Origin of the sequence: Paracidovorax citrulli, assembly GCF_900100305.1 — a bacterium.
GTDB classification, from domain to species: Bacteria; Pseudomonadota; Gammaproteobacteria; order Burkholderiales; family Burkholderiaceae_C; genus Paracidovorax; species Paracidovorax citrulli.
In genome coordinates, this window is sequence record NZ_FNEY01000014.1 from 78,050 (window position 1) to 97,913 (window position 19,864).

At 71.3% G+C, this 19,864-nt stretch carries 15 protein-coding genes; 11 read left to right on the forward strand and 4 right to left on the reverse strand.

What is annotated here, in order from left to right; genetic code table 11:
• Position 1: 1 nt before the first annotated feature.
• Entirely contained in the window at positions 2–718 is a 717-nt protein-coding gene (locus BLR99_RS11545; RefSeq protein ID WP_011793826.1) for an MgtC/SapB family protein, read from the forward strand.
• A 36-nt stretch (positions 719–754) separates the two neighbouring features.
• Here BLR99_RS11545 and BLR99_RS11550 read toward each other — a convergent pair whose 3' ends face one another.
• Positions 755–1,579 (reverse strand): ChaN family lipoprotein, encoded by an 825-nt coding sequence (locus tag BLR99_RS11550; protein ID WP_011793827.1) that lies wholly within the window; start codon positions 1,577–1,579, stop codon positions 755–757.
• A gap of 96 nt (positions 1,580–1,675) precedes the next feature.
• Here BLR99_RS11550 and BLR99_RS11555 point away from each other — a divergent pair, with 96 nt between their 5' ends.
• The gene (locus tag BLR99_RS11555) at positions 1,676–3,583 is read left to right on the forward strand and encodes a type IV pili methyl-accepting chemotaxis transducer N-terminal domain-containing protein (protein WP_046060372.1); all 1,908 of its coding nucleotides are present in this window, start codon (positions 1,676–1,678) and stop codon (positions 3,581–3,583) included.
• Between the two features lie 12 nt (positions 3,584–3,595).
• Positions 3,596–4,366 (forward strand): LuxR C-terminal-related transcriptional regulator, encoded by a 771-nt coding sequence (locus tag BLR99_RS11560; protein ID WP_011793828.1) that lies wholly within the window; start codon positions 3,596–3,598, stop codon positions 4,364–4,366.
• On the opposite strand, the gene BLR99_RS11565 is transcribed toward BLR99_RS11560, so the two are convergent.
• The 3 genes from BLR99_RS11565 to BLR99_RS11575 are packed head-to-tail and all read right to left on the reverse strand — an operon-like array spanning position 4,339 to position 8,701.
• Complete coding sequence (locus BLR99_RS11565) at positions 4,339–5,622, reverse strand: MFS transporter (protein ID WP_011793829.1); 1,284 nt, start codon at positions 5,620–5,622, stop codon at positions 4,339–4,341. The two genes, BLR99_RS11560 and BLR99_RS11565, sit on opposite strands and share 28 nt — an antisense overlap.
• A complete protein-coding gene (locus BLR99_RS11570) occupies positions 5,619–6,674 on the reverse strand; it encodes a methyltransferase (protein ID WP_011793830.1) in 1,056 nt (351 codons plus the stop codon). Before BLR99_RS11570 ends, BLR99_RS11565 begins: the two co-directional genes overlap by 4 nt.
• A 26-nt stretch (positions 6,675–6,700) precedes the next feature.
• Positions 6,701–8,701, reverse strand: a complete 2,001-nt coding sequence (locus tag BLR99_RS11575; RefSeq protein WP_011793831.1) for a TonB-dependent receptor — start codon at positions 8,699–8,701, stop codon at positions 6,701–6,703.
• Between BLR99_RS11575 and BLR99_RS23675 the strand changes: the two genes are divergently transcribed.
• From BLR99_RS23675 to narI, 8 genes are all read left to right on the forward strand, one after another.
• The gene (locus BLR99_RS23675) at positions 8,700–8,831 is read left to right on the forward strand and encodes a hypothetical protein (protein WP_258868843.1); all 132 of its coding nucleotides are present in this window, start codon (positions 8,700–8,702) and stop codon (positions 8,829–8,831) included. The two genes, BLR99_RS11575 and BLR99_RS23675, sit on opposite strands and share 2 nt — an antisense overlap.
• A 1-nt stretch (position 8,832) precedes the next feature.
• Positions 8,833–9,789 (forward strand): helix-turn-helix transcriptional regulator, encoded by a 957-nt coding sequence (locus BLR99_RS11580; protein WP_041827219.1) that lies wholly within the window; start codon positions 8,833–8,835, stop codon positions 9,787–9,789.
• A gap of 162 nt (positions 9,790–9,951) precedes the next feature.
• Positions 9,952–11,238: an MFS transporter gene (locus BLR99_RS11585; protein WP_011793833.1), complete on the forward strand. Its 1,287-nt coding sequence runs from the start codon at positions 9,952–9,954 to the stop codon at positions 11,236–11,238.
• 25 nt (positions 11,239–11,263) lie between these two features.
• Positions 11,264–12,727: a NarK family nitrate/nitrite MFS transporter gene (locus BLR99_RS11590; protein ID WP_011793834.1), complete on the forward strand. Its 1,464-nt coding sequence runs from the start codon at positions 11,264–11,266 to the stop codon at positions 12,725–12,727.
• Positions 12,728–12,942: 215 nt separating this feature from the next.
• A complete protein-coding gene (locus BLR99_RS11595) occupies positions 12,943–16,770 on the forward strand; it encodes a nitrate reductase subunit alpha (RefSeq protein ID WP_017438285.1) in 3,828 nt (1,275 codons plus the stop codon).
• Positions 16,767–18,290, forward strand: coding sequence for a nitrate reductase subunit beta (gene narH, locus BLR99_RS11600; protein WP_011793836.1), 1,524 nt, complete (start codon positions 16,767–16,769; stop codon positions 18,288–18,290). Before BLR99_RS11595 ends, narH begins: the two co-directional genes overlap by 4 nt.
• Before the next feature lies 1 nt (position 18,291).
• Positions 18,292–19,062, forward strand: a complete 771-nt coding sequence (gene narJ, locus BLR99_RS11605) for a nitrate reductase molybdenum cofactor assembly chaperone (protein WP_011793837.1) — start codon at positions 18,292–18,294, stop codon at positions 19,060–19,062.
• Positions 19,059–19,841 carry a respiratory nitrate reductase subunit gamma gene (narI, locus tag BLR99_RS11610; protein ID WP_017440331.1) on the forward strand — a complete coding sequence of 261 codons (783 nt, stop codon included), beginning with the start codon at positions 19,059–19,061 and terminating at the stop codon, positions 19,839–19,841. The genes narJ and narI overlap by 4 nt, the downstream gene beginning before the upstream one ends.
• The last annotated feature ends 23 nt before the right edge of the window (positions 19,842–19,864 follow it).

Here is a 19,864-nt window from a genome sequence, read left to right on the forward strand (position 1 = left end):
CATGCAATTCCTCCGACACTTCCACCTGTTTCCCTTCCTCGACACCCTGGTCAGCCTGCTCACCGCCTTCGGGCTGGGCGCGGCGATCGGGCTGGAGCGGCAGATCCGCCAGCGGACGGCGGGGCTGCGCACCAACACGCTCGTGGCCGTAGGGGCCGCGGCCTTCGTGGTGCTGGCCGACCGGCTCGAGGGGCCCTCCGGCGCGGTGCGCGTGATCGCCTACGTGGTGTCGGGCGTGGGCTTCCTGGGCGCGGGGGCGATCATGAAAGAGGGGGCGAACATCACCGGGCTCAATACGGCGGCGACGCTCTGGGGCTCTGCGGCCGTGGGCGCCTGTGCGGGATCGCACCTCGTGGCCGAGGCGGTGCTGGCCGCGCTGTTCGTGCTGGCGAGCAATACGCTGCTGCGCCCCGTGGCCAACCGCATCAACCGGCGTCCGGTGCAGGAAGCCACCAGCGAGGCCATCTACACCGTCTATGTGCTGTGCGAACGCGGCGTGCACGGCGAGGTGCGCGAGCGCATGGTGGAGCTGCTGGAGGGGGCGAACTACCCGGTGCGCGGCGTGGGCCAGCATGCTTTCGGGCGCACCGAGACCGAGATCGAGGCGACGCTCTACGCCACGGCGGTGGAGGCCGAGGAGCTGGATGCCGTGATGCGCGCGATCGAGGAACTGCCGGGCGTGCTGCAGGCGTTCTGGAACGCCGGGTCGGAGGAGTAGGTCCGCGGGCGGGCCGTGGCCCGGCGCCCCGTCGCTTTATCGCCGGAGCGCGGCGCAATGGTCGGTGGGTGGCAGGGGTGGAGTGGGCAGGACCGTGTCGGCGGCGCCTCCGGGCAGCGGATCGGTGGCGGATTCCGGGCGCGCGATCGCGACGCGGGCCTGCACGCCCGCGTCCCAGTGCAGCGGCACGCCGAGGTCGCGGCGGGCGTGGCCCGCGCCCGTGACCAGCAGTACCGTCTGCCCCGGCCGTCGCGCGCTGGCGGCCGTCCGGGCGAGGCTGTCGTCGCGCGCGATCTGGATGCGGGCCATGCCGGGCAGTTGCGACGCGGGCAGCAGGCCGCAGTGGCCGGCCTCCATGGCCTCGACCTGCCGGCGCAGGACGGGGGCGGGCACGCGGGCGTCCCAGGCGGCGTCCTGCATGGCCTCGCGCATCCGCGCACGGGGGAGGTTGCCGCCGAGCACCGGCACGCCGGCACGCACGGCCTCCATCGCCACCGGACCGTAGCGCGTCCAGGGCCAGGCCGCGTCGTTCCATGCGAGCGCTGCGCGCACGGCGGATTCGGAGGCATCGCGCGGCAGGCCGGCCGTGCCGTGGCCGGCCTCGGCCATCTCCATCACCAGCGCCGCCAGTTGCCCGCGGCCTGCCAGCGAGGCGACGGCCTCGCGTTCCAGCCGCTGGTGGTCCGGTGCGTCGTGCTGCTCGCCCAGCAGCAGGATCTCGGCGGGCAGCAGCGCCTGCCAGGGGTCGCCGCCGGCAGGCGGGGAGGTCGGGGCGGGGCTGGCGCATGCCGCGGCCAGGACCAGCAGGGCCAGGGAGGCGGCGCGCCCCGCGGAGCGCCGCAAGCGGATGGGCAGTTGCATGGCCGGCACCTTAACCCATCGAGGCGGGCGGCCTCGAAGGCTCTGGCTTGACTTGTATCAAGGGCCACGGTGTTGCCCGTTCCTACACTGCCGGCCATGCGCAGGCCCCTTACCCTGACCACCCGGCTGCTCGCCATCGGCAGCGGCTTTCTCGCCGTCGCCCTGCTGTCCATCGCCTTCACGCTGTGGATCACCTGGAAGCTCGAAGGCGGCGCCGCGGCCGTGAACGAGGCAGGCCGCCTGCGCATGACGATGATGCGCATGGCGCTGGCGGGGCGGGCCGAGGGCCCGGAAGCGCTGGCGCCGCTGTCCGTCCGCTTCGATGCCAGGCTGGACCTGCTGCGCCAGGGGGACCCCGCCCGGCCCCTGTTCGTGCCGTGGAACGAGGACACGCGGGCACGTTTCGCCCGCATCGTGGAGGACTGGGGCCGGCTGCGCGACGGCCGCGCCGCGCCGGACGTCGCCCGGGCAGACGCCTTCGCGGCGCGCGTGGACGGTTTCGTCGAGGCGATCGAGCGCCAGATGGCGCGATGGACCGCGGCGCTGCACCTGTTCCAGATGGCGATGATGGCCGTGGCGATCGCCGCGGCGGTGGCTTTCATGGCGGTGAGCCACTGGCTGGTGCTCGCGCCGGTGGCGCGGCTGCAGCAGGCGCTGGCCCGCATCCGGCAGGGCGACCTGCGCACGCGGCTGCCGGTGGAGTCGCAGGATGAATTCGGCCAGCTCGCCACGGGGTTCAACCTGATGGCGCACGCGCTGCAGTCGTCCCACGAGGACCTGGAGCGCAAGGTGGCCGAGAAGACTTCGCGCCTGGAAGAGCGCAACGCCCGCCTGGCGGCACTCTACGAGGTGAGCGCCCAGGTATCGGAGGCCGGCAGCCTGGATACGCTGGCGCGCGGCTTCGTGCGGCGGGTGCGCGAGATCGCGCGGGCGGACGCCGCCGCCATGCGCTGGTCCGACGAGGCCAACGAGCGCTACATGCTGCTGGCTGGCGACGGCCTGCCCGAAACCCTGGTGCGGGGCGAGCACTGCCTGCCCACCGGCCACTGTCATTGCGGCCAGCCGGAGGGCGCCTCGCGCCTGCGCATCATTCCGATGCTTCCCGGTGCGCCGGCCGGCATGCCGCACTGCGGCGAGGCCGGCTACCAGGCCCTGGTGCTGGTGCCGGTGCGCACGCAGCAGCGCGTGCTGGGCGAGGTGGACCTGTTCTTCCGCTCGGCGACCGAGATCGAGCCCGGCATGCAGGAAATGCTGGAGGCCATGGCGAGCCATCTCGCGACGGCGATGGAGGGGCTGCGGGCCACCGCGCTCGGCCGGGAGGCCGCCGTGGCGCAGGAGCGCTCCTTCATCGCGCGGGAGCTGCACGATTCCATCGCGCAGTCGCTGGCCTTCCTGAAGATCCAGACGCAGTTGTTGCGCGACGCGGTGGGCCGGGGCGACGATGCGGCGCGCGACCGCAGCATGGGCGAGCTGGACGTGGGCGTGCGCGGCTGCTATGCCGACGTGCGCGAGCTGCTGCTGCACTTCCGCACCCGCACGAGCGAGGAGGACATCGAAGGAGCGCTGCGCGCCACGCTGTCCAAGTTCGGTCACCAGACCGGTATCGCGCACGGGCTGTCGATGGCCGGCCACGGCCTGCCGCTCGCGCCCGACGTGCAGGTGCAGGTGCTGCACATGGTGCAGGAGGCGCTGTCCAACGTGCGCAAGCATTCGGGCGCCCGCCGCGTGGAGGTGCGTGTGCACCGCGAGCCGCATTGGCGCTTCGAGGTGGAAGACGATGGCCGCGGGTTCGATCCTGCCGCCGTGCCGCCCGATTCCGTGCACGTGGGCCTGGGCATCATGCACGAGCGGGCCGAGCGCCTCGGCGCGCGGATCTTCATCGAGTCCTCGCCCGGTCGCGGCACGCGCGTGCGCATCGACCTGCCGACGACCGGGGAGCCGCACGTCCCGGCCGCCGAGACGGCGGGTTTTTCCATTTCCGATTTCGCGCCGCTGGCGTCCTGAGCACCACCTCCCATGGTTTCCGACCCCCTGCCGCACCGCAGCCCATCCCTGGCGCCGGACGCCGCGCTCCTGCGGGTGTTCGTGGTGGACGACCATACGCTGTTCCGGCGTGGCCTGATCGCCCTGCTGTCGCAGTATCCGTCGCTGCGCGTGGCGGGGGAGGCCGGCGACGCCGGCGAGGCCCTGCGGCTGGCGCCGCCGCTCGCGCCGCAGGTGTTGCTGCTGGACAACCACCTGCCGGGGGTGCGCGGCATCGATGCCATCCGCGGCCTGCGCGAGGCCATGCCGGACGTGCGGGTGCTGATGCTGACGGTGAGCGAGGATGGCGAGGACCTCGCCCAGGCGCTGCGCCACGGGGCCCAGGGCTACCTGCTCAAGACCATCGAAGGCGACCTGCTGGCCGATGCCATCGGACGCGCCGCGCGGGGCGAGCCGGTGGTGAGCATGGAGCTGATGGGCAAGCTGGTGGCGGCCTTCCAGGCGCAGGGCGGCCCGCCGGCGCGGGAGCCGCGGGCCGATGCCGGGGCGGCCGCCGTTGCCGTTACCCAAGCCCCCGCGGAGGGGACCGGCCCGGGGGCTGCCGGTTCCGCTTCCCCGCTGTCGGCGCGCGAGGAAGACGTGCTGCGCGAGATCGCGCGCGGCGCGAGCAACAAGGAGATCGCCCGTGCGCTGGACATCGCCGAGACCACGGTGAAGATCCATGTGCAGCACATCCTGCGCAAGCTGGGGCTGAGTTCGCGCGTGCAGGCGGCGGTTTACGCGTCGGAACGCCAGCGCGAGTAGGCGGGCGGCGCGCAGGCGCCTTCGGCCCATGCGTGCGCCGCACAGCGCCGCGCCCACCACCAGGCCAGGCCGGCGGCCAGCGCCAGGCCCGCGAGCATGGCGGCCGCGCCCGCGGCGTCGAGCGCCACGCCCGCGGCCAGGGGCACGAGCATGCGGCTGGCCGCGAACAGGCTGGCCTGCAGTCCGTAATCGAAGGCCTGTGAGCGTGGCCGGGCGAACTGCATCATGAAGCCGAACACGCAGGCCGAAGACATCCCCATGGCCGTGGCCACCGCCAGCACGGCCGCGGCCATGCCGGCCGTGGGCGCGCCGGCCGCCACCACGGCGGCCAGAAGGGCCAGCGCAGCCGCGTTGAGCCCCGCGTAGAGCGGCAGGGCGCGCGCCGTGCCCAGGCGCCGGGTGAGCAGCGGAGATGCCGCGGCGGATACCGCGGCCACCACCCCGCCGCCCAGGCCGGCCAGCCAGGCGGCCTGCGCGGGGGCGAAGCCGTGGTCGAGCATCAGGGGCTTGAGATAGAACCAGGCCGTGCCGATGAAGGGAAAGTAGCTGACCAGCACCAGCGTCCAGTGCCAGGCGCCGGGCTGGGCGCCATAGCCGCGTACCTGTGCCGCCAGTCCGGTGGGCGCGGACCGTTGCGGAGGGCCGGGCGCCTCATCGGGCTCCCGGCGCACCACCCAGGCCAGCAGCAGGGCGCCCAGTGCCAGCGCGCCTGCCAGGCACAGGAACGGCGCCCGCCAGCCCCAGCGCGCCTGCACGAGCAGCATGGCCCCGCCGCCGACGATGGCGCCCAGCGACAGCGCCGCCGCCCGCACGCCGCCGGCGCGCATGCGCTCCTCGGGAGGCAGAAGGCGGATGGCCAGCGCGCTGACGGGAACGTCTGCCCAGGTCGCGGCCAGCGCGGCGGCGAAGGCCAGGCCGAACAGCCAGAGCCGCTCGGCCAGCAACTGCTGCCAGCCGAGGGCCAGCAGCACCACGGCATAGGCCAGGCCCAGGGCCAGCGCCCAGGTGCGGTAGCGCGACCGGCCCCGGGCGTCGCGCGCCTCCACGGGCGCGGCCAGCGCGAACTTGGCCAGCGCGGGCAGGCCCGCGAGCTGGAACAGACCGATGGCCGTGCCCGACCAGCCGTGCTGGCGCATGACCAGCGGCAGGCCCAGCCACAGATAGACGCTGGGCGCGGTCAATGCCAGGTGCAGCCAGCCGAACAGCGCCTGCAGCAGCCAGGTGGGGCGGCGCGCAGGGGTGGGGGCGGTATTCATGTCGAGGCCTTGCGGGCCACGAGCGCGGTCAGCGGCGCCATGGGAAAGCCGCGCGCGCCGATGCGCTGGATCTGCGCGAAGCCGGCCCGCGCCAGCATGGCTTCGGGCTCGCCGCGCCGCTGCACGTGGCGGCCCTGCACGCGCATGGGCAGGTAGTAGGGCAGGGTGCGCAGGGCCTCTTCGGGCGTGTCGTCCACCTCGGCGTGCGCGCAGATGAAGACCCCGCCCGGCTCCAGGGCGTCGAAGACCTTGGCGACCACGGCGGCCGCATCGGGCACGAAGTGCAGGACCGAAGAGCACCAGACCAGGTCGTATCCGCTGCCGATGCCCTCCCGGGCCAGGTCGCCACCCAGCGCGGCGAAGCGATCGGCCAGACACGACTGCCGTGCGTTCCGCGCGGCCACGGCCACGGCCTCGGGCCAGTCGAAGACGGTGGCCCGCAATGCGGGCTGGCAGCGCAGCCACGCCAGCGCGATCCAGCCGGGGCCGCCGCCCAGGTCCAGCATGTGGCGGGCGGCGGCGGCTTCGGGCACCTGCTGCAGCACGCGCAGCGCGGCGGGCACGCTGACGGCGCGCTGCTCCTGGTCGATCTGGGCGCGCGCGGCCTCGGCCCAGCCCCCGGCCGTGCCCGCGGCCAGCGGCGCGGTCGTTCCGCCACCCGCGGGGCCGTGCTCCACCAGGCCGCGCAACCGGCCGGCGGCGTTGCGCAGCGAGCGCAGCCGGAACAGCCAGGCCGCGGCGCACGACTCGGGTGAGGCGCCGTGCAGGTAGCGCAGGGCGCTGGCGCCCAGCTGGTAGCCGGCGGACGCGTCCGCGCTGCGCTGCAGCAGGCCCATGGCCCACAGCAGTTCCAGCCAATGCGCGGTGTTGGCCTCGTGCCAGCCGAGGGCCTGCGCCAGTTCGGCGGCGGAGTGCTGCGTGGCCAGCCGGTCCAGGGCGCCGGATTCGATCGCCAGCACCAGGGCCTCGGCCTGCACCTGGGCGGCGGCGAGATCCCACAGGGGCTGCAGTGCGTGGTCGCCGGCCCGGGCGGCGGAAAGATGGGTGGGCATGGGGCGTTCCTTTCTGGTGTGACTGTTCACAGGCGCCAGGTCAGGCGCAGGCCGAACTCGCGCGGAGGGCTGTACACCACGACCTGGCCGTTGAGGTAGCCCGCGGCGTCGTAGCGCCGGTCGGCCGCGTTGCGCAGGTAGGTGGCGATTTCCCAGGGGCCGCTGGCGTAGCCGGCCGAGAGGTGGACCAGCCCGTAGCCGGGAAGGCGGTGGTGGTTGGCCGCGTCCAGATAGACCTTGCCCGTGCCCTGCACGGCGGCCTGGGCCCACCAGCCCCTGGGTGCGTCGTAGCGCAGGGCCGCGTGCAGGTTGGCGTCGGGCGCGAAGGGGTTGCGGTGGCCGTCGTAGAGGGCGGTGCCGTCGCGGAAGCGGTCGAAGCGCGTACGGTTCAGGCCCAGCGCCGTCCTGAGCTGCCAGCCGTCGCCGAACACGTAGTCCAGTTCCAGGTCCGCGCCCGTGGAGCGCGCCCGCGCGGCATTGGTGATGTACACGGCGCCTGGCAGCCCCATCTGCTGCACCTGCATGTCGCGCACCTGCTGGGTGTAGAGCGACGCCGCATAGCGCAGCCGCTGGCCGCTGAGGCGGCCCTTGGCGCCGATCTCCCAGGCGCGCACGGTTTCGGGCGCGTAGGCCGCATAACCCATGGCCGGCGAGAACACGTTGAAACCGCCCGCGCGGTAACCCCCGCTGACGCTGGTATAGACCAGGGCCTGCGGCGACCACTGGTATTGCAGCGACAGCTTGGGACTGAGGCGCGACCAGGCGTCGCTGCGCGCCGCAGCGCCCGCGGGCGCGAGTTCCACGCGGTTGCGCTCGATGCGTGCGCCGGCGGCCAGTGTCCAGCGGTCGGCCAGGGGGATGGTCCAGTGCGTGAACAGCGCGGCCGTGCCGCCCTGGAGGCGGGCCGTGGGACGCATCAGGGCGGCAGGCAGCTTCTGCTCGTAGCGCAGGTCATGGTCGTCGCGGTCCACGTACAGCCCTGCCAGCCAGCGCGCGCCGCGCAGGGCGCGGGACTCGCCTTCCAGGCGCAGTTCCTGCGAGGTGGTGGCCAGGCGGTAGTCGCGGCCCACGTGCAGCAGGTCGGCGGGCTGGAAGTCCGTGTCCTGCAGGACGCGGTCGTCGAAGACATTGCGCGCGGTGATGGAGCGCAGCCGCAGTCCCGGGGCGAAGCGGTGCGACACGTCCAGCGACAGCGTCTGCCCGCGCGAGCGGTTCCAGCCCGCGGTGCCCGAGTTCACCGTGGCGCGCGGCGCGGCGATGCCGCCCCATTGCGCCGCGCCGTCGTCCCAGCGCTGCCCGGCGTAGCGCAGCGTGGCCTCGGTGCCGGCCGTGGGCGTCCAGCGCAGTGCCAGGCGGCCGCTGGCGCGGTCGCGGTCGTCCACGCGGTCGCCCGTGCCCTGGTGGCGGATGAAGCCCTCCTGGGCGCGCCATTCACCCGACAGGCCGATGAAGAGCCGGCCCGGCACCAGGGCGCGGCCCAGCTCGAAGCTGCCCGCACGCCGGCCGTGGCCGCCGGCCTCGGCGCTGACCGATGCACGGGGCATGTCGCCGGGCTGGCGCGTGACGATGCTCACCACGCCGGCTTCGGCATTGCGGCCGTACAGCGTCGATTGCGGGCCGCGCAGCACTTCCACGCGTTCCACGCCCTGCAGGTCGTGCTCGAAGCCCTGGGCCATCAGCGTGGGAACGCCATCGACCAGCAGCAGGGTGGAGGAGGAAAACGACACGAAGTTGGCCGTGAGCCCGCGCATCACGGGTGGCTGCACGCCCGACTGGCCGAAGGCCTGGAACCCGAAACCCGGCACCTGCGCGGAGAGCGCGTCCAGCCCGTGCACGCCGGCCGACTCCAGCGCCGCGCCGTCGAAGACGGAAACGCTGGCGGGCACGGCGTCGAGGTTTTCGGCCTGCTTGCCCACGGTGACCGTGATTTCGGGCAGCGGCGCACCGGGCGCGGGGGCCTGGGCTGCCGCGGCCAGCGGTGCCCATGCCAGCGCGGCCGGCCAGCGAAGGGGAAAGGAAAGGGGCATGGTGTTCTCGTCCTCGTTCGAAAAGCTCTTGCAAGCGCCTTCCGATGCTATGGATGATGAGAATGGATATCATTTGAAAACCTTTGCGCGTTGGCGCATTCCGTATGGGCAACGCGCAACCGGCCCCTGACATGACCTGCCGCATCCCGTCCTCGATCTCCGTATCTCCATCCCGCGCGCCGGGCTGGACCCGCCGTGCGCTGCCGGCCGAATTCGGCGATTGCCATGCCGAATGTTTCACCCTGGGCGACGGCATCACGCTGGCACGCTCGCACTACCGCCCGCTGCGCGATCTGGTGGAGGAGAGCGTGCAGGCCGATGCCTCGGACGGGGGGCGCACCCTGGTCATCACGCTGGGGCTGGCGGGAGAGTCGGGCTTCGTTGCCCGCGGGGGAGGGACCACGCTGCGCTTCGGCGCGGGGCGCACGACCATGGCGGCGTTCCACGGCAGCCGGGGCGAGCGCCGCTACGCGGCCGGCCAGACCGTGCGGCAACTGCGGCTGCTGCTGTCGGGCGCGGCGCTGGACCGTTACCTGGGCCCGGAGCTGGCGCGGCGGCTCACGCAGACCGATGGCGTGCGCGCCCTGGATCACCGCGCCAGCCTGCCGGCCAGCGTGGCACTGGCCCGGCGCCTGGCCCAGCCACCCGGGCCGCAGCCCACCGATGCGCTGGACCGGCACATCGCCATGCTGAACCTGGCCGCGCTGGAACTGCGCCACCTGGTGCCCACGCCCGTGGCGGACGCGGCGCCGCCGCGCTGGTCGGAAGACGAGCTGGCGCGCCTGGAGCGCGCCCGCGAGCTGCTGTCCACGCAGATGGACCGCGCGCTGACCGTGGCCTACCTCAGTGCCGCCGTGGGCCTGGGGGAGCACCGGCTGAAGCAGGGATTCCGCGCCGTGTTCGGTGCCTCGCCCCAGGCCCTGCTGCTGGAGCTGCGCATGCGCCGCGCCTGGGCGCTGCTGGAGACCGGCTGCCAGGTCGCGCAGGCCGCCTGGCAGGTGGGCTATGCCCATCCGCCGAATTTCAGCACGGCGTTCACGCGGTTCTTCGGGCGCAGCCCGAAGTCGGTGTTCGGCCGCCGTTCCTGACCGACCCCGTTCCCGCCGCCATCGCCGCGCCCTAGTTCGTTGGAACTAGACCGCGGGCCCGCGGCTAGTTCTTCTGCCTCGCCCCGGGCGTACCACCGGCGGATATGCAGAGCGCGCCGCCGGAGCGATCATGCATGCCATCGCTCCCACGAGGAAAACAAGATGGCAGACACCGCGTCCGCGACCCCGGACGGAACCCCGCGCCGCACGCGCCAGGCCTGGTCCGTGCTCGCCGTGAGCACGCTCGCCTTCACCGTGTGCTTCATGGTGTGGATGATGTTCGGCGTCATCGGCATCCCGATCAAGAAGATGCTGGGCCTGAACGCCACGCAGTTCGGCCTGCTCACGGCCATGCCGGTGCTCACGGGCTCGCTCGTGCGCGTGCCGCTCGGCATCTGGACGGACCGCTACGGCGGCCGCATCGTGATGGCCTGCCTGATGGCGGCGACGGTGCCGGCCATCTGGCTCATGGGGTATGCCACGCAGTACTGGCACTTCCTCGCGATCGGCCTGTTCGTCGGGCTGGCCGGGGGCTCGTTCTCGGTGGGAACGCCCTACGTGGCGCGCTGGTTCCCGAAGGAGCGCCAGGGCACGGCCATGGGCATCTACGGTGCCGGCAATTCCGGCGCGGCGGTGAACAAGTTCGTGGCGCCGGCCATCCTGGTGGCCTTCGGCTGGGCGGCCGTGCCCCATGCCTATGCGGCCATCATGCTCGGCACGCTGGTGCTGTTCTGGCTGTTCAGCCACAGCGATCCTTCGCACCGCGTGCCCAGCCACGTCACGTTCATGGACCAGTTGCAGGCCCTCAAGGACCCGCGCGTGCTCAAGTACTGCCAGTACTACAGCATCGTGTTCGGCGGCTACGTGGCGCTGTCGCTCTGGATGGTGCAGTACTACGTGGGCGAATACAGCCTGGACATCCGCGTCGCCGCGCTGCTGGCCGCCTGCTTCTCGCTGCCCGGCGGCGTGCTGCGCGCCATCGGCGGCGCGCTCAGCGACAAATACGGTGCCCACAGCGTGACCTGGTGGGTGCTGTGGGTCTGCTGGGTGTGCCTGTTCCTGCTGTCGTACCCGCAGACCGATTTCACGGTGCTCGCCGCGGACGGCCCGCGCAGCTTCCACATCGGCCTGAACGTGTATGCGTTCACCGCACTCATGTTCGTGCTGGGCATCGCCATGGCCTTCGGCAAGGCGAGCGTCTTCAAGTACATCAGCGACGACTACCCCGCCAACATCGGTGCCATCAGCGGCATCGTGGGCCTGGCCGGCGGCCTGGGCGGCTTCGTGCTGCCGATCCTGTTCGGCGTGCTGCTGGACTGGACGGGCGTGCGCTCCAGCGCCTTCATGCTGATGTACGGCGTGGTCTGGGTGTCGCTGGCCTGGATGTATTTCACCGAGGTGCGCCGCACCGACGTGATGGACGCCGGCCGCGGCGCGGCGGACCGTTGAATCCCCAATGCAAGGAGACCGTGACATGCCTGCCACCCCTTCTTCCTCTTCTTCCTCTCCCTCCCGCGGCGGTGCCCGGGCCGGGCGCGTGCTGACCCTGTGGACCCCGGAGGACAAGGAGTTCTGGGAACGCGAAGGCGAAGCCATCGCGCGCCTGAACCTGTGGATCTCGGTGCCCGCGCTGTTCCTGTCCTTCGCCATCTGGCAGGTCTGGAGCGTGGTCGCCGTGAGCCTGCCGGCGCTGGGCTTCCGCTATTCCACCAACCAGCTCTTCTGGCTGGCGGCGGCGCCCGCGCTCTCGGGTGCCACGCTGCGCATCTTCTACTCGTTCATGGTGCCCCTGGTGGGCGGGCGCCGCTGGACGGCGATCTCCACCGCGTCGCTGCTGGTCCCGGCCCTCGGCATCGGCTTCGCGGTGCAGGACAGCACGACGGCCTACCCGACGATGCTGGCGCTCGCGCTGCTGTGCGGCCTGGGCGGCGGCAATTTCAGCTCCAGCATGGCCAACATCAGCTTCTTCTTCCCGAAGGAGCGCAAGGGTTCGGCGCTGGGCGTGAACGCGGGGCTGGGCAACCTGGGCGTGTCGGTGGTGCAGTTCCTGAGCCCGCTGGTGATCACGGCCGGCGTGTTCGGCGTGCTGGGCGGCGATGCGCAGACGATGGTGAAGAACGGCCAGGCGCAGCAGGTGTGGGCGCAGAACGCGGCCTTCGTCTGGGTGCCCTGGATCGCGCTCGCGTCGCTGGCCGCATGGTTCGGCATGAACGACATCGCCGACGCGCGCGCCTCGTTCGCGGCCCAGGCCGCCATCTTCCGCCGCAAGCACAACTGGATCATGTGCGTGCTGTACCTGGGCACCTTCGGCTCGTTCATCGGCTTTTCCGCGGGCTTTCCGCTGCTCATCAAGAGCCAGTTCCCCGAGGTGAATCCGCTCGCCTACGCATGGCTCGGGCCGCTGGTGGGCGCGCTGATCCGGCCCGTGGGCGGATGGCTGTCGGACAAGCTGGGCGGCGCGCGGGTCACGCTGTGGAACTTCGTGGCGATGGCCCTGGCCGTGCTGGGCGTGCTGGCCTTCCTGCCCAAGGGCACGGGTGGCTACGCGCTCGCCTTCGGGCCGGCGCAGGGCAGCTTCGCGGGCTTCTTCGCGATGTTCATGGTGCTGTTCCTGACGACCGGCATCGGCAACGGATCGACCTTCCGGATGATCCCCGTGATCTTCCTGAACCTGCGCCTGGCCGAAGTACGCACGGGCGGCGCCGGGGCCCGCGCCCAGGCCACCCGCGAGGGCAACACCGAAGGCGCCGCGGCCCTGGGCTTCGCGGGCGCGCTGGGCGCCTACGGCGGCTTCTTCATCCCCAAGAGCTACGGCAGCTCCATCGCCGCGACGGGGGGGCCGGAACTGGCGCTGTGGGCGTTCGCCGCGTTCTACGCGCTCTGCATCGGCATCACCTGGTGGTACTACGCGCGCCGCCATGCAGAGATGCCGTGTTGATGACCTACCCCCTGTGCGGCTGCGCCGCTTCCCCCTTCTCTCACGCTGCGCGTGGGAAGGGGGACCACACCGGTGGCCCGGCCAAGCCGGTTCCACGGTGTGTGCTGGCGCGGCCTGCTCCGCGGCCACCGGATGCGTGATGGCGTGCCAGCTCCCGGCGAAGCGGGCGCAGCGTCAACACGACGGATGACATGACGACTTTCCAAGGAACCACGATGAGTCACTTTCTCGACCGCCTCACGTACTTCAGGCAGCCGCGCGAATCGTTCGCGGGCGGCCATGGCCAGGTCAATGGCGAAGACCGCACCTGGGAAGACGCCTACCGCAACCGCTGGGCGCACGACAAGACCGTGCGCTCCACCCACGGCGTGAACTGCACGGGCTCGTGCTCGTGGAAGATCTATGTCAAGGGCGGGATCGTCACCTGGGAAACCCAGCAGACCGACTACCCGCGCACCCGCTGGGACATGCCCAACCACGAGCCGCGCGGCTGCGCGCGCGGCGCGAGCTACAGCTGGTACCTCTACAGCGCCAACCGCGTGAAGTACCCCATGGTGCGCGGGCGCCTGCTCAAGGCCTGGCGCGAGGCGCGGGCCACGATAGGGCCGGTGGAGGCCTGGGCCGCGATCGTCGGCGACGAGGCCACGCGCCAGGGCTGGCAGCGCGTGCGCGGCCTGGGCGGCTTCGCGCGCTCCAGCTGGGACGAGGTGAACGAGATCGTCGCGGCCGCCAACATCCACACCATCCGGCGCCACGGGCCGGACCGCATCATCGGCTTCTCGCCGATTCCCGCGATGTCGATGGTGAGCTACGCGGCCGGTTCGCGCTACCTGAGCCTGATCGGCGGCGTGTGCATGAGCTTCTACGACTGGTACTGCGACCTGCCGCCCTCCAGCCCGCAGGTCTGGGGCGAGCAGACCGACGTGCCCGAATCGGCCGACTGGTACAACGCCGGCTACATCATCGCCTGGGGTTCCAACGTGCCGCAGACGCGCACGCCGGACGCCCACTTCTTCACCGAGGTGCGCTACAAGGGCACGAAGACGGTGGCCGTGACGCCCGACTATTCCGAAGTCGCCAAGCTGGCCGACCTCTGGATGAACCCCAAGCAGGGCACCGACGCCGCCGTGGCGATGGCCATGGGCCACGTGATCCTCAAGGAGTTCTACTTCCCCGAGCAGGGCGAGCGCAGCGCGTACTTCGACGAGTATGTGCGCCGCTACACCGACATGCCCATGCTGGTGACGCTGCGCGAGCAGGCGCTGCCGGACGGCCGCGTGGTGCGCGTGCCCGACCGCTACGTGCGCGCCAGCGATTTCGCGGACCGGCTGGGCCAGGACAACCATCCCGAGTGGAAGACCGTGGCGCTCGATGCGCACGGCGAGGTGGTGTGCCCGCAGGGCGCGATCGGCTTCCGCTGGGGCCCGGACGGCCGCGCCGACCAGGGCCAGTGGAACCTGGAGGACAAGGACGCGCGCACGGGCGAGGCGGTGCGGCTGCGCCTGTCGCTGATGGAAGGCGGCCCCCATGAAGCCCAGGGCTGGGAGACGGCGCAGGTCGGCTTCCCGTACTTCGGCGGCATCGAAAGCGAGCATTTCCCGGCGAACGTGCAGTCCGACGTGATCGCGCGCACCGTGCCCGTGCGGCGCCTGGCCACCGTGGATGCGGATGGCACGGCGCGCGAGGTGCTCGTGGCCACCGTGTTCGACCTGCAGGTGGCGCAGTACGGCGTGGCGCGCGGCCTGCCCGGCGAGAACGCCGCCACCGGCTACGACGACGACACGCCCTACACCCCCGCATGGCAGGAGAAGATCACCGGCACGCCGCGCGCGCAGGTGATCGCGGTGGCGCGCCAGTTCGCCGAGAACGCGCACCGCACGCGCGGCCGCTCGATGGTCATCATCGGCGCGGCGATGAACCACTGGTACCACTGCGACATGAACTACCGCGGCATCATCAACATGCTGATGATGTGCGGCTGCATCGGCCAGAGCGGCGGCGGCTGGGCGCACTACGTGGGCCAGGAGAAGCTGCGGCCGCAGACCGGCTGGACGGCGCTGGCCTTCGCGCTCGACTGGGTGCGCCCGCCGCGCCAGCAGAACTCCACCAGCTTCTTCTACGCGCACACCGACCAGTGGCGCTACGAGAAGCTCGGCGTGGAAGAGGTGCTCTCGCCCCTGGCCGACCGCGCTCAGTTCGGCGGCAGCATGATCGACTACAACGTGCGCGCCGAGCGCATGGGCTGGCTGCCCTCCGCGCCGCAGCTGCAGACCAACCCGCTGCAGGTGGTGCGCGACGCCGAGGCCGCGGGCATGGACCCGAAGGCGTATGCGGTGCAGGGCCTGCAGAGCGGGTCGCTCAAGATGAGCTGCACCGACCCGGACCACCCGGACAACTGGCCGCGCAACATGTTCGTGTGGCGCTCCAACATCCTGGGCTCGTCGGGCAAGGGGCACGAATACTTCCTCAAGCACCTGCTGGGCACGCGCAACGGCGTGCAGGGCAAGGACCTGGGCGAGGGCGATGCGAAGCCCGCCGAGGTGGAATGGCACGCGCAGGCGCCCGAGGGCAAGCTGGACCTGCTGGTCACGCTCGACTTCCGCATGAGCACCACGTGCCTCTATTCGGACATCGTGCTGCCCACCGCCACCTGGTACGAGAAGAACGACCTCAACACCAGCGACATGCACCCGTTCATCCACCCGCTCTCCACGGCGGTGGACCCGGCCTGGCAGTCGCGCAGCGACTGGGAGATCTACAAGGGCTTCGCCCGTGCGTTCAGCGCACTCGCGCCCGGCCACCTGGGCGTGGAGCGCGACCTGGTGCTGAGCCCCATCGCGCACGACACGCCCGGCGAACTCGCCCAGCCCTTCGGCGTGGCCGACTGGACGCGCGGCGAATGCGATCTCATCCCCGGCAAGACCGGGCCGCAGATGAGCGTGGTGGAGCGCGACTACCCGAACCTCTACCGCCGCTTCACCGCGCTCGGTCCCCTGATGGAGAAGGTGGGCAACGGCGGCAAGGGCATCGGCTGGGACACGAAGGACGAGGTGCAGCAGCTGCGCGAGCTCAACGGTACCGTGCCGGACAACGGCCCCACGCAGGGCATGCCGCGCATCGATTCCGACATCGATGCCTGCGAGGTGATCCTGCAGCTCGCGCCCGAAACCAACGGCCACGTGGCCGTGAAGGCCTGGGACGCGCTCGGCCGGCAGACCGGCCGCGACCACACCCACCTGGCGCTGCACCGCGAGGACGAGAAGATCCGCTTCCGCGACGTGCAGGCCCAGCCGCGCAAGATCATCAGCTCGCCCACCTGGAGCGGGCTGGAAAGCGAGAAGGTGAGCTACAACGCCGGCTACACCAACGTGCACGAGCTCATCCCGTGGCGCACCCTCACGGGCCGCCAGCAGTTCTACATCGACCACCCGTGGATGCAGGCGTTCGGCGAGGGCTTCAGCAGCTACCGCCCGCCGGTGGACCTGAAGGCCACGGCCGAAGTGCAGGGCCGCAAGCCCAACGGCCACCCCGAGATCGCGCTCAACTTCATCACGCCGCACCAGAAGTGGGGCATCCACTCGACCTACACCGACAACCTGCTCATGCTCACCCTGAGCCGCGGCGGGCCCTGCGTGTGGATCAGCGAGGACGACGCGAAGCGCGCGCAGATCGAGGACAACGACTGGATCGAACTCTTCAACGCCAACGGCGCGCTCACCGCCCGCGCGGTGGTGAGCCAGCGTGTGAAGCCCGGCATGGTGATGATGTACCACGCCCAGGAAAAGATCGTGAACACCCCCGGCTCGGAGGTGACCGGCACGCGCGGCGGCATCCACAACTCGATGACGCGCGTGGTGCTCAAGCCCACCCACATGATCGGCGGCTACGCGCAGCTGAGCTACGGCTTCAACTACTACGGAACGATCGGCACCAACCGCGACGAATTCATCGTGCTGCGCAAGATGAACCGCGTGGACTGGCTCGACACGCCCGTCGCCGACCCGCTCGTCCGCCCCACCCTGGACCAAGGAGAAACCGCATGAGAGTCCGCGCACAGATCGGCATGGTGCTCAACCTGGACAAGTGCATCGGCTGCCACACCTGCTCCGTCACCTGCAAGAACGTCTGGACCAGCCGCCCGGGCATGGAATACGCCTGGTTCAACAACGTCGAGACCAAGCCCGGCGTCGGCTACCCCAAGGACTGGGAGAACCAGGACCGCTGGAACGGCGGCTGGGTGCGGCGCGCGGACGGCTCCATCGCGCCGCGCCAGGGCGCGAAGTGGAAGCTTTTGATGAAGATCTTCGCCAACCCCAACCTGCCGGAGATCGACGACTACTACGAACCCTTCACCTACGACTACGCGCACCTGCAGTCCGCGCCCGAGATGAAGGCCGCGCCCACCGCGCGCCCGCGCAGCCTGATCACGGGCAGGCAGATGGACAAGATCGTCTGGGGCCCGAACTGGGAAGAGATCCTGGGCGGCGAATTCTCCAAGCGCAGCCGCGACAGGAACTTCGAGGACGTGCAGAAGGACATGTACGCGCAGTTCGAGAACACCTTCATGATGTACCTGCCGCGCCTGTGCGAGCACTGCCTCAATCCGGCGTGCGTGGCCTCGTGCCCCTCGGGCTCGATCTACAAGCGCGAGGAAGACGGCATCGTCCTCATCGACCAGGACAAGTGCCGCGGCTGGCGCATGTGCGTCTCGGGCTGCCCCTACAAGAAGATCTACTACAACTGGAAGAGCGGCAAGGCCGAGAAGTGCATCTTCTGCTATCCGCGCATCGAGTCGGGCCAGCCCACCGTGTGCTCGGAGACCTGCGTGGGCCGCATCCGCTACCTGGGCGTGCTGCTCTACGACGCCGACCGCATCGCCGAGGCCGCGAGCGTGGAGCGCGACCGCGACCTGTACCGCGCGCAGCTCGACATCTTCCTGGACCCGAACGACCCCGAGGTGATCGCGCAGGCCCGCATCGACGGCATTCCCGACGCCTGGATGGAGGCCGCGCGCAGGAGCCCTGTTTACAAGATGGCGGTGGACTGGAAGGTGGCCCTGCCGCTGCACCCCGAGTACCGCACGCTGCCGATGGTCTGGTACGTGCCGCCGCTCTCGCCCATCAGCGCCGCGGCCAACGCGGGGCACGTGGGTGCCAACGGCCTCATCCCGGACGTGGGCCAGCTGCGCATTCCCGTGCAGTACCTCGCCAACCTGCTCACGGCCGGCGACACCGCTCCGGTGGTGCGCGCGCTCGAACGCATGCTCGCCATGCGCGCCTTCCAGCGTGCGAAGCACGTGGAGCAGCGCACCGACCTCGACGTGCTCGCGCAGGTGGGCCTCACGCAGGAGGAGGTGGAGGACATGTACCAGACCATGGCCATCGCCAACTACGAAGACCGTTTCGTCATCCCCACCACGCACCGCGAGTATGCGGAGAACGCCTTCAACGTGCGCGGCGGCTGCGGCTTCAGCTTCGGCAACGGCTGCTCCGACGGCGTGAGCGACGTGAGCCTGTTCGGTGCCGAGAAGAAGCGCACCATCCCCATCAAGGCGGAAGTCTGACATGGGCGCCACCACCGACCTCCGCACTGCCCGGGCGGCCATCGCCGGCCGCCATCCCGGCAGCGCCACGCTGCGCGTCTTGGGCGCGCTGCTCGACTACCCCGGCGCCGCGCTGCGCGCGCACCTGGCGGAACTGCCCGCGCTGCTCGATGCCGATGCCGCGCTGGCCGCACCGCGCCGCGCGCAGGTCGCCGGCCTGCTGGAACTGCTCGGCGCGGGCGACCCGCTCGATGCCGAGACCGCCTACGTGGAGCTGTTCGACCGCGGGCGCGCCACCTCGCTGCACCTCTTCGAGCACGTGCACGGCGATTCGCGCGATCGCGGCCCCGCCATGATCGACCTGGGCGAGACCTACGCCCGCGCCGGCCTGCTGCTGCGCGAGGACGAATTGCCCGACTACCTGCCGGCGGTGCTGGAGTTCGTCTCCACCCAGCCGCCGCGCGAGGCGCGCGCCTTCCTCGGCGAGATCGCGCACCTGCTGGCCGCCATCCACGGCGCACTCGTGCAGCGCGGCAGCGCGCAGGCGGCGCCGTATGCGCAGGCCTATGCGGCCGTGTTCGCCGCGCTGCTGGAACTCGCGGGCCAGCCGGTGCCCCAGGTGCCCGCCGCGCCCGCGAAGGCGGCCCCTGAGCCCGGCATCGACGAGAGCTGGACCGAGCCCGCGGCCTTCGACGGCTGCGCCAACCTCGGCCAGGCCCGCGCCGGCCAGCCCCAGCCCATCCACATCGTCCGCGCCGGAAGCTCCGGCGCATCCCGAGGAGCGAACCCATGACCGCCGCCCTGCACGATTTCCTGTTCCAGGTGTACCCGTATGTCTGCTTCACCGTGTTCGTGGTGGGCAGCCTGATCCGCTTCGACCAGAACCAGTATTCCTGGAAGAGCGATTCCTCCCAGATGCTGCGCGCCGGCCTGCTGCGCTGGGGCAGCAACCTGTTCCACTTCGGCGTGCTGTTCCTGTTCTTCGGGCACATGGTGGGCCTGCTCACGCCGCACAGCGTCTATGGCGTTTTCATGAGCGCGGCCGCCAAGCAGATGATGGCCGTGTCGGCCGGCGGCGTGGCGGGCGCGATGTGCTTCGCCGGCCTCAGCATGCTGCTGTGGCGGCGGCTGTTCGACCCGCGCATCCGCCACACCAGCCACGCGACCGACATCGCGGTGCTCGTGGTGCTGTGGGTGCAGCTGGTGGTGGGGCTCGTCACGCTGCCGTACTCGATGCAGCACACCGACGGCAGCGTGATGCTGATCCTGGCCGACTGGGCGCAGCGCATCGTCACGCTGCGGCCGGTGGATGCCACCGCGCTCGCGGTGCTGCCGTGGCCCTACCTGTTCCACATCGTGTTCGGCATGACGATCTTCCTGCTCTTCCCGTTCAGCCGGCTGGTGCACGTGTGGAGCGGCTTCGGCACCGCCGCCTACCTGCTGCGCGCACCGCAGCTGGTGCGTTCGCGCCGCATGAACGTGCCGCCGGGCCACGACCTGCCTGGCCAGCCCAGCGCCGTGCCGTCGCCCGACGTGGCCCGCGCCATCGACAACCCGCGCGCCACGCGCTAGCGGCCTTCGCACCGGAGCACACC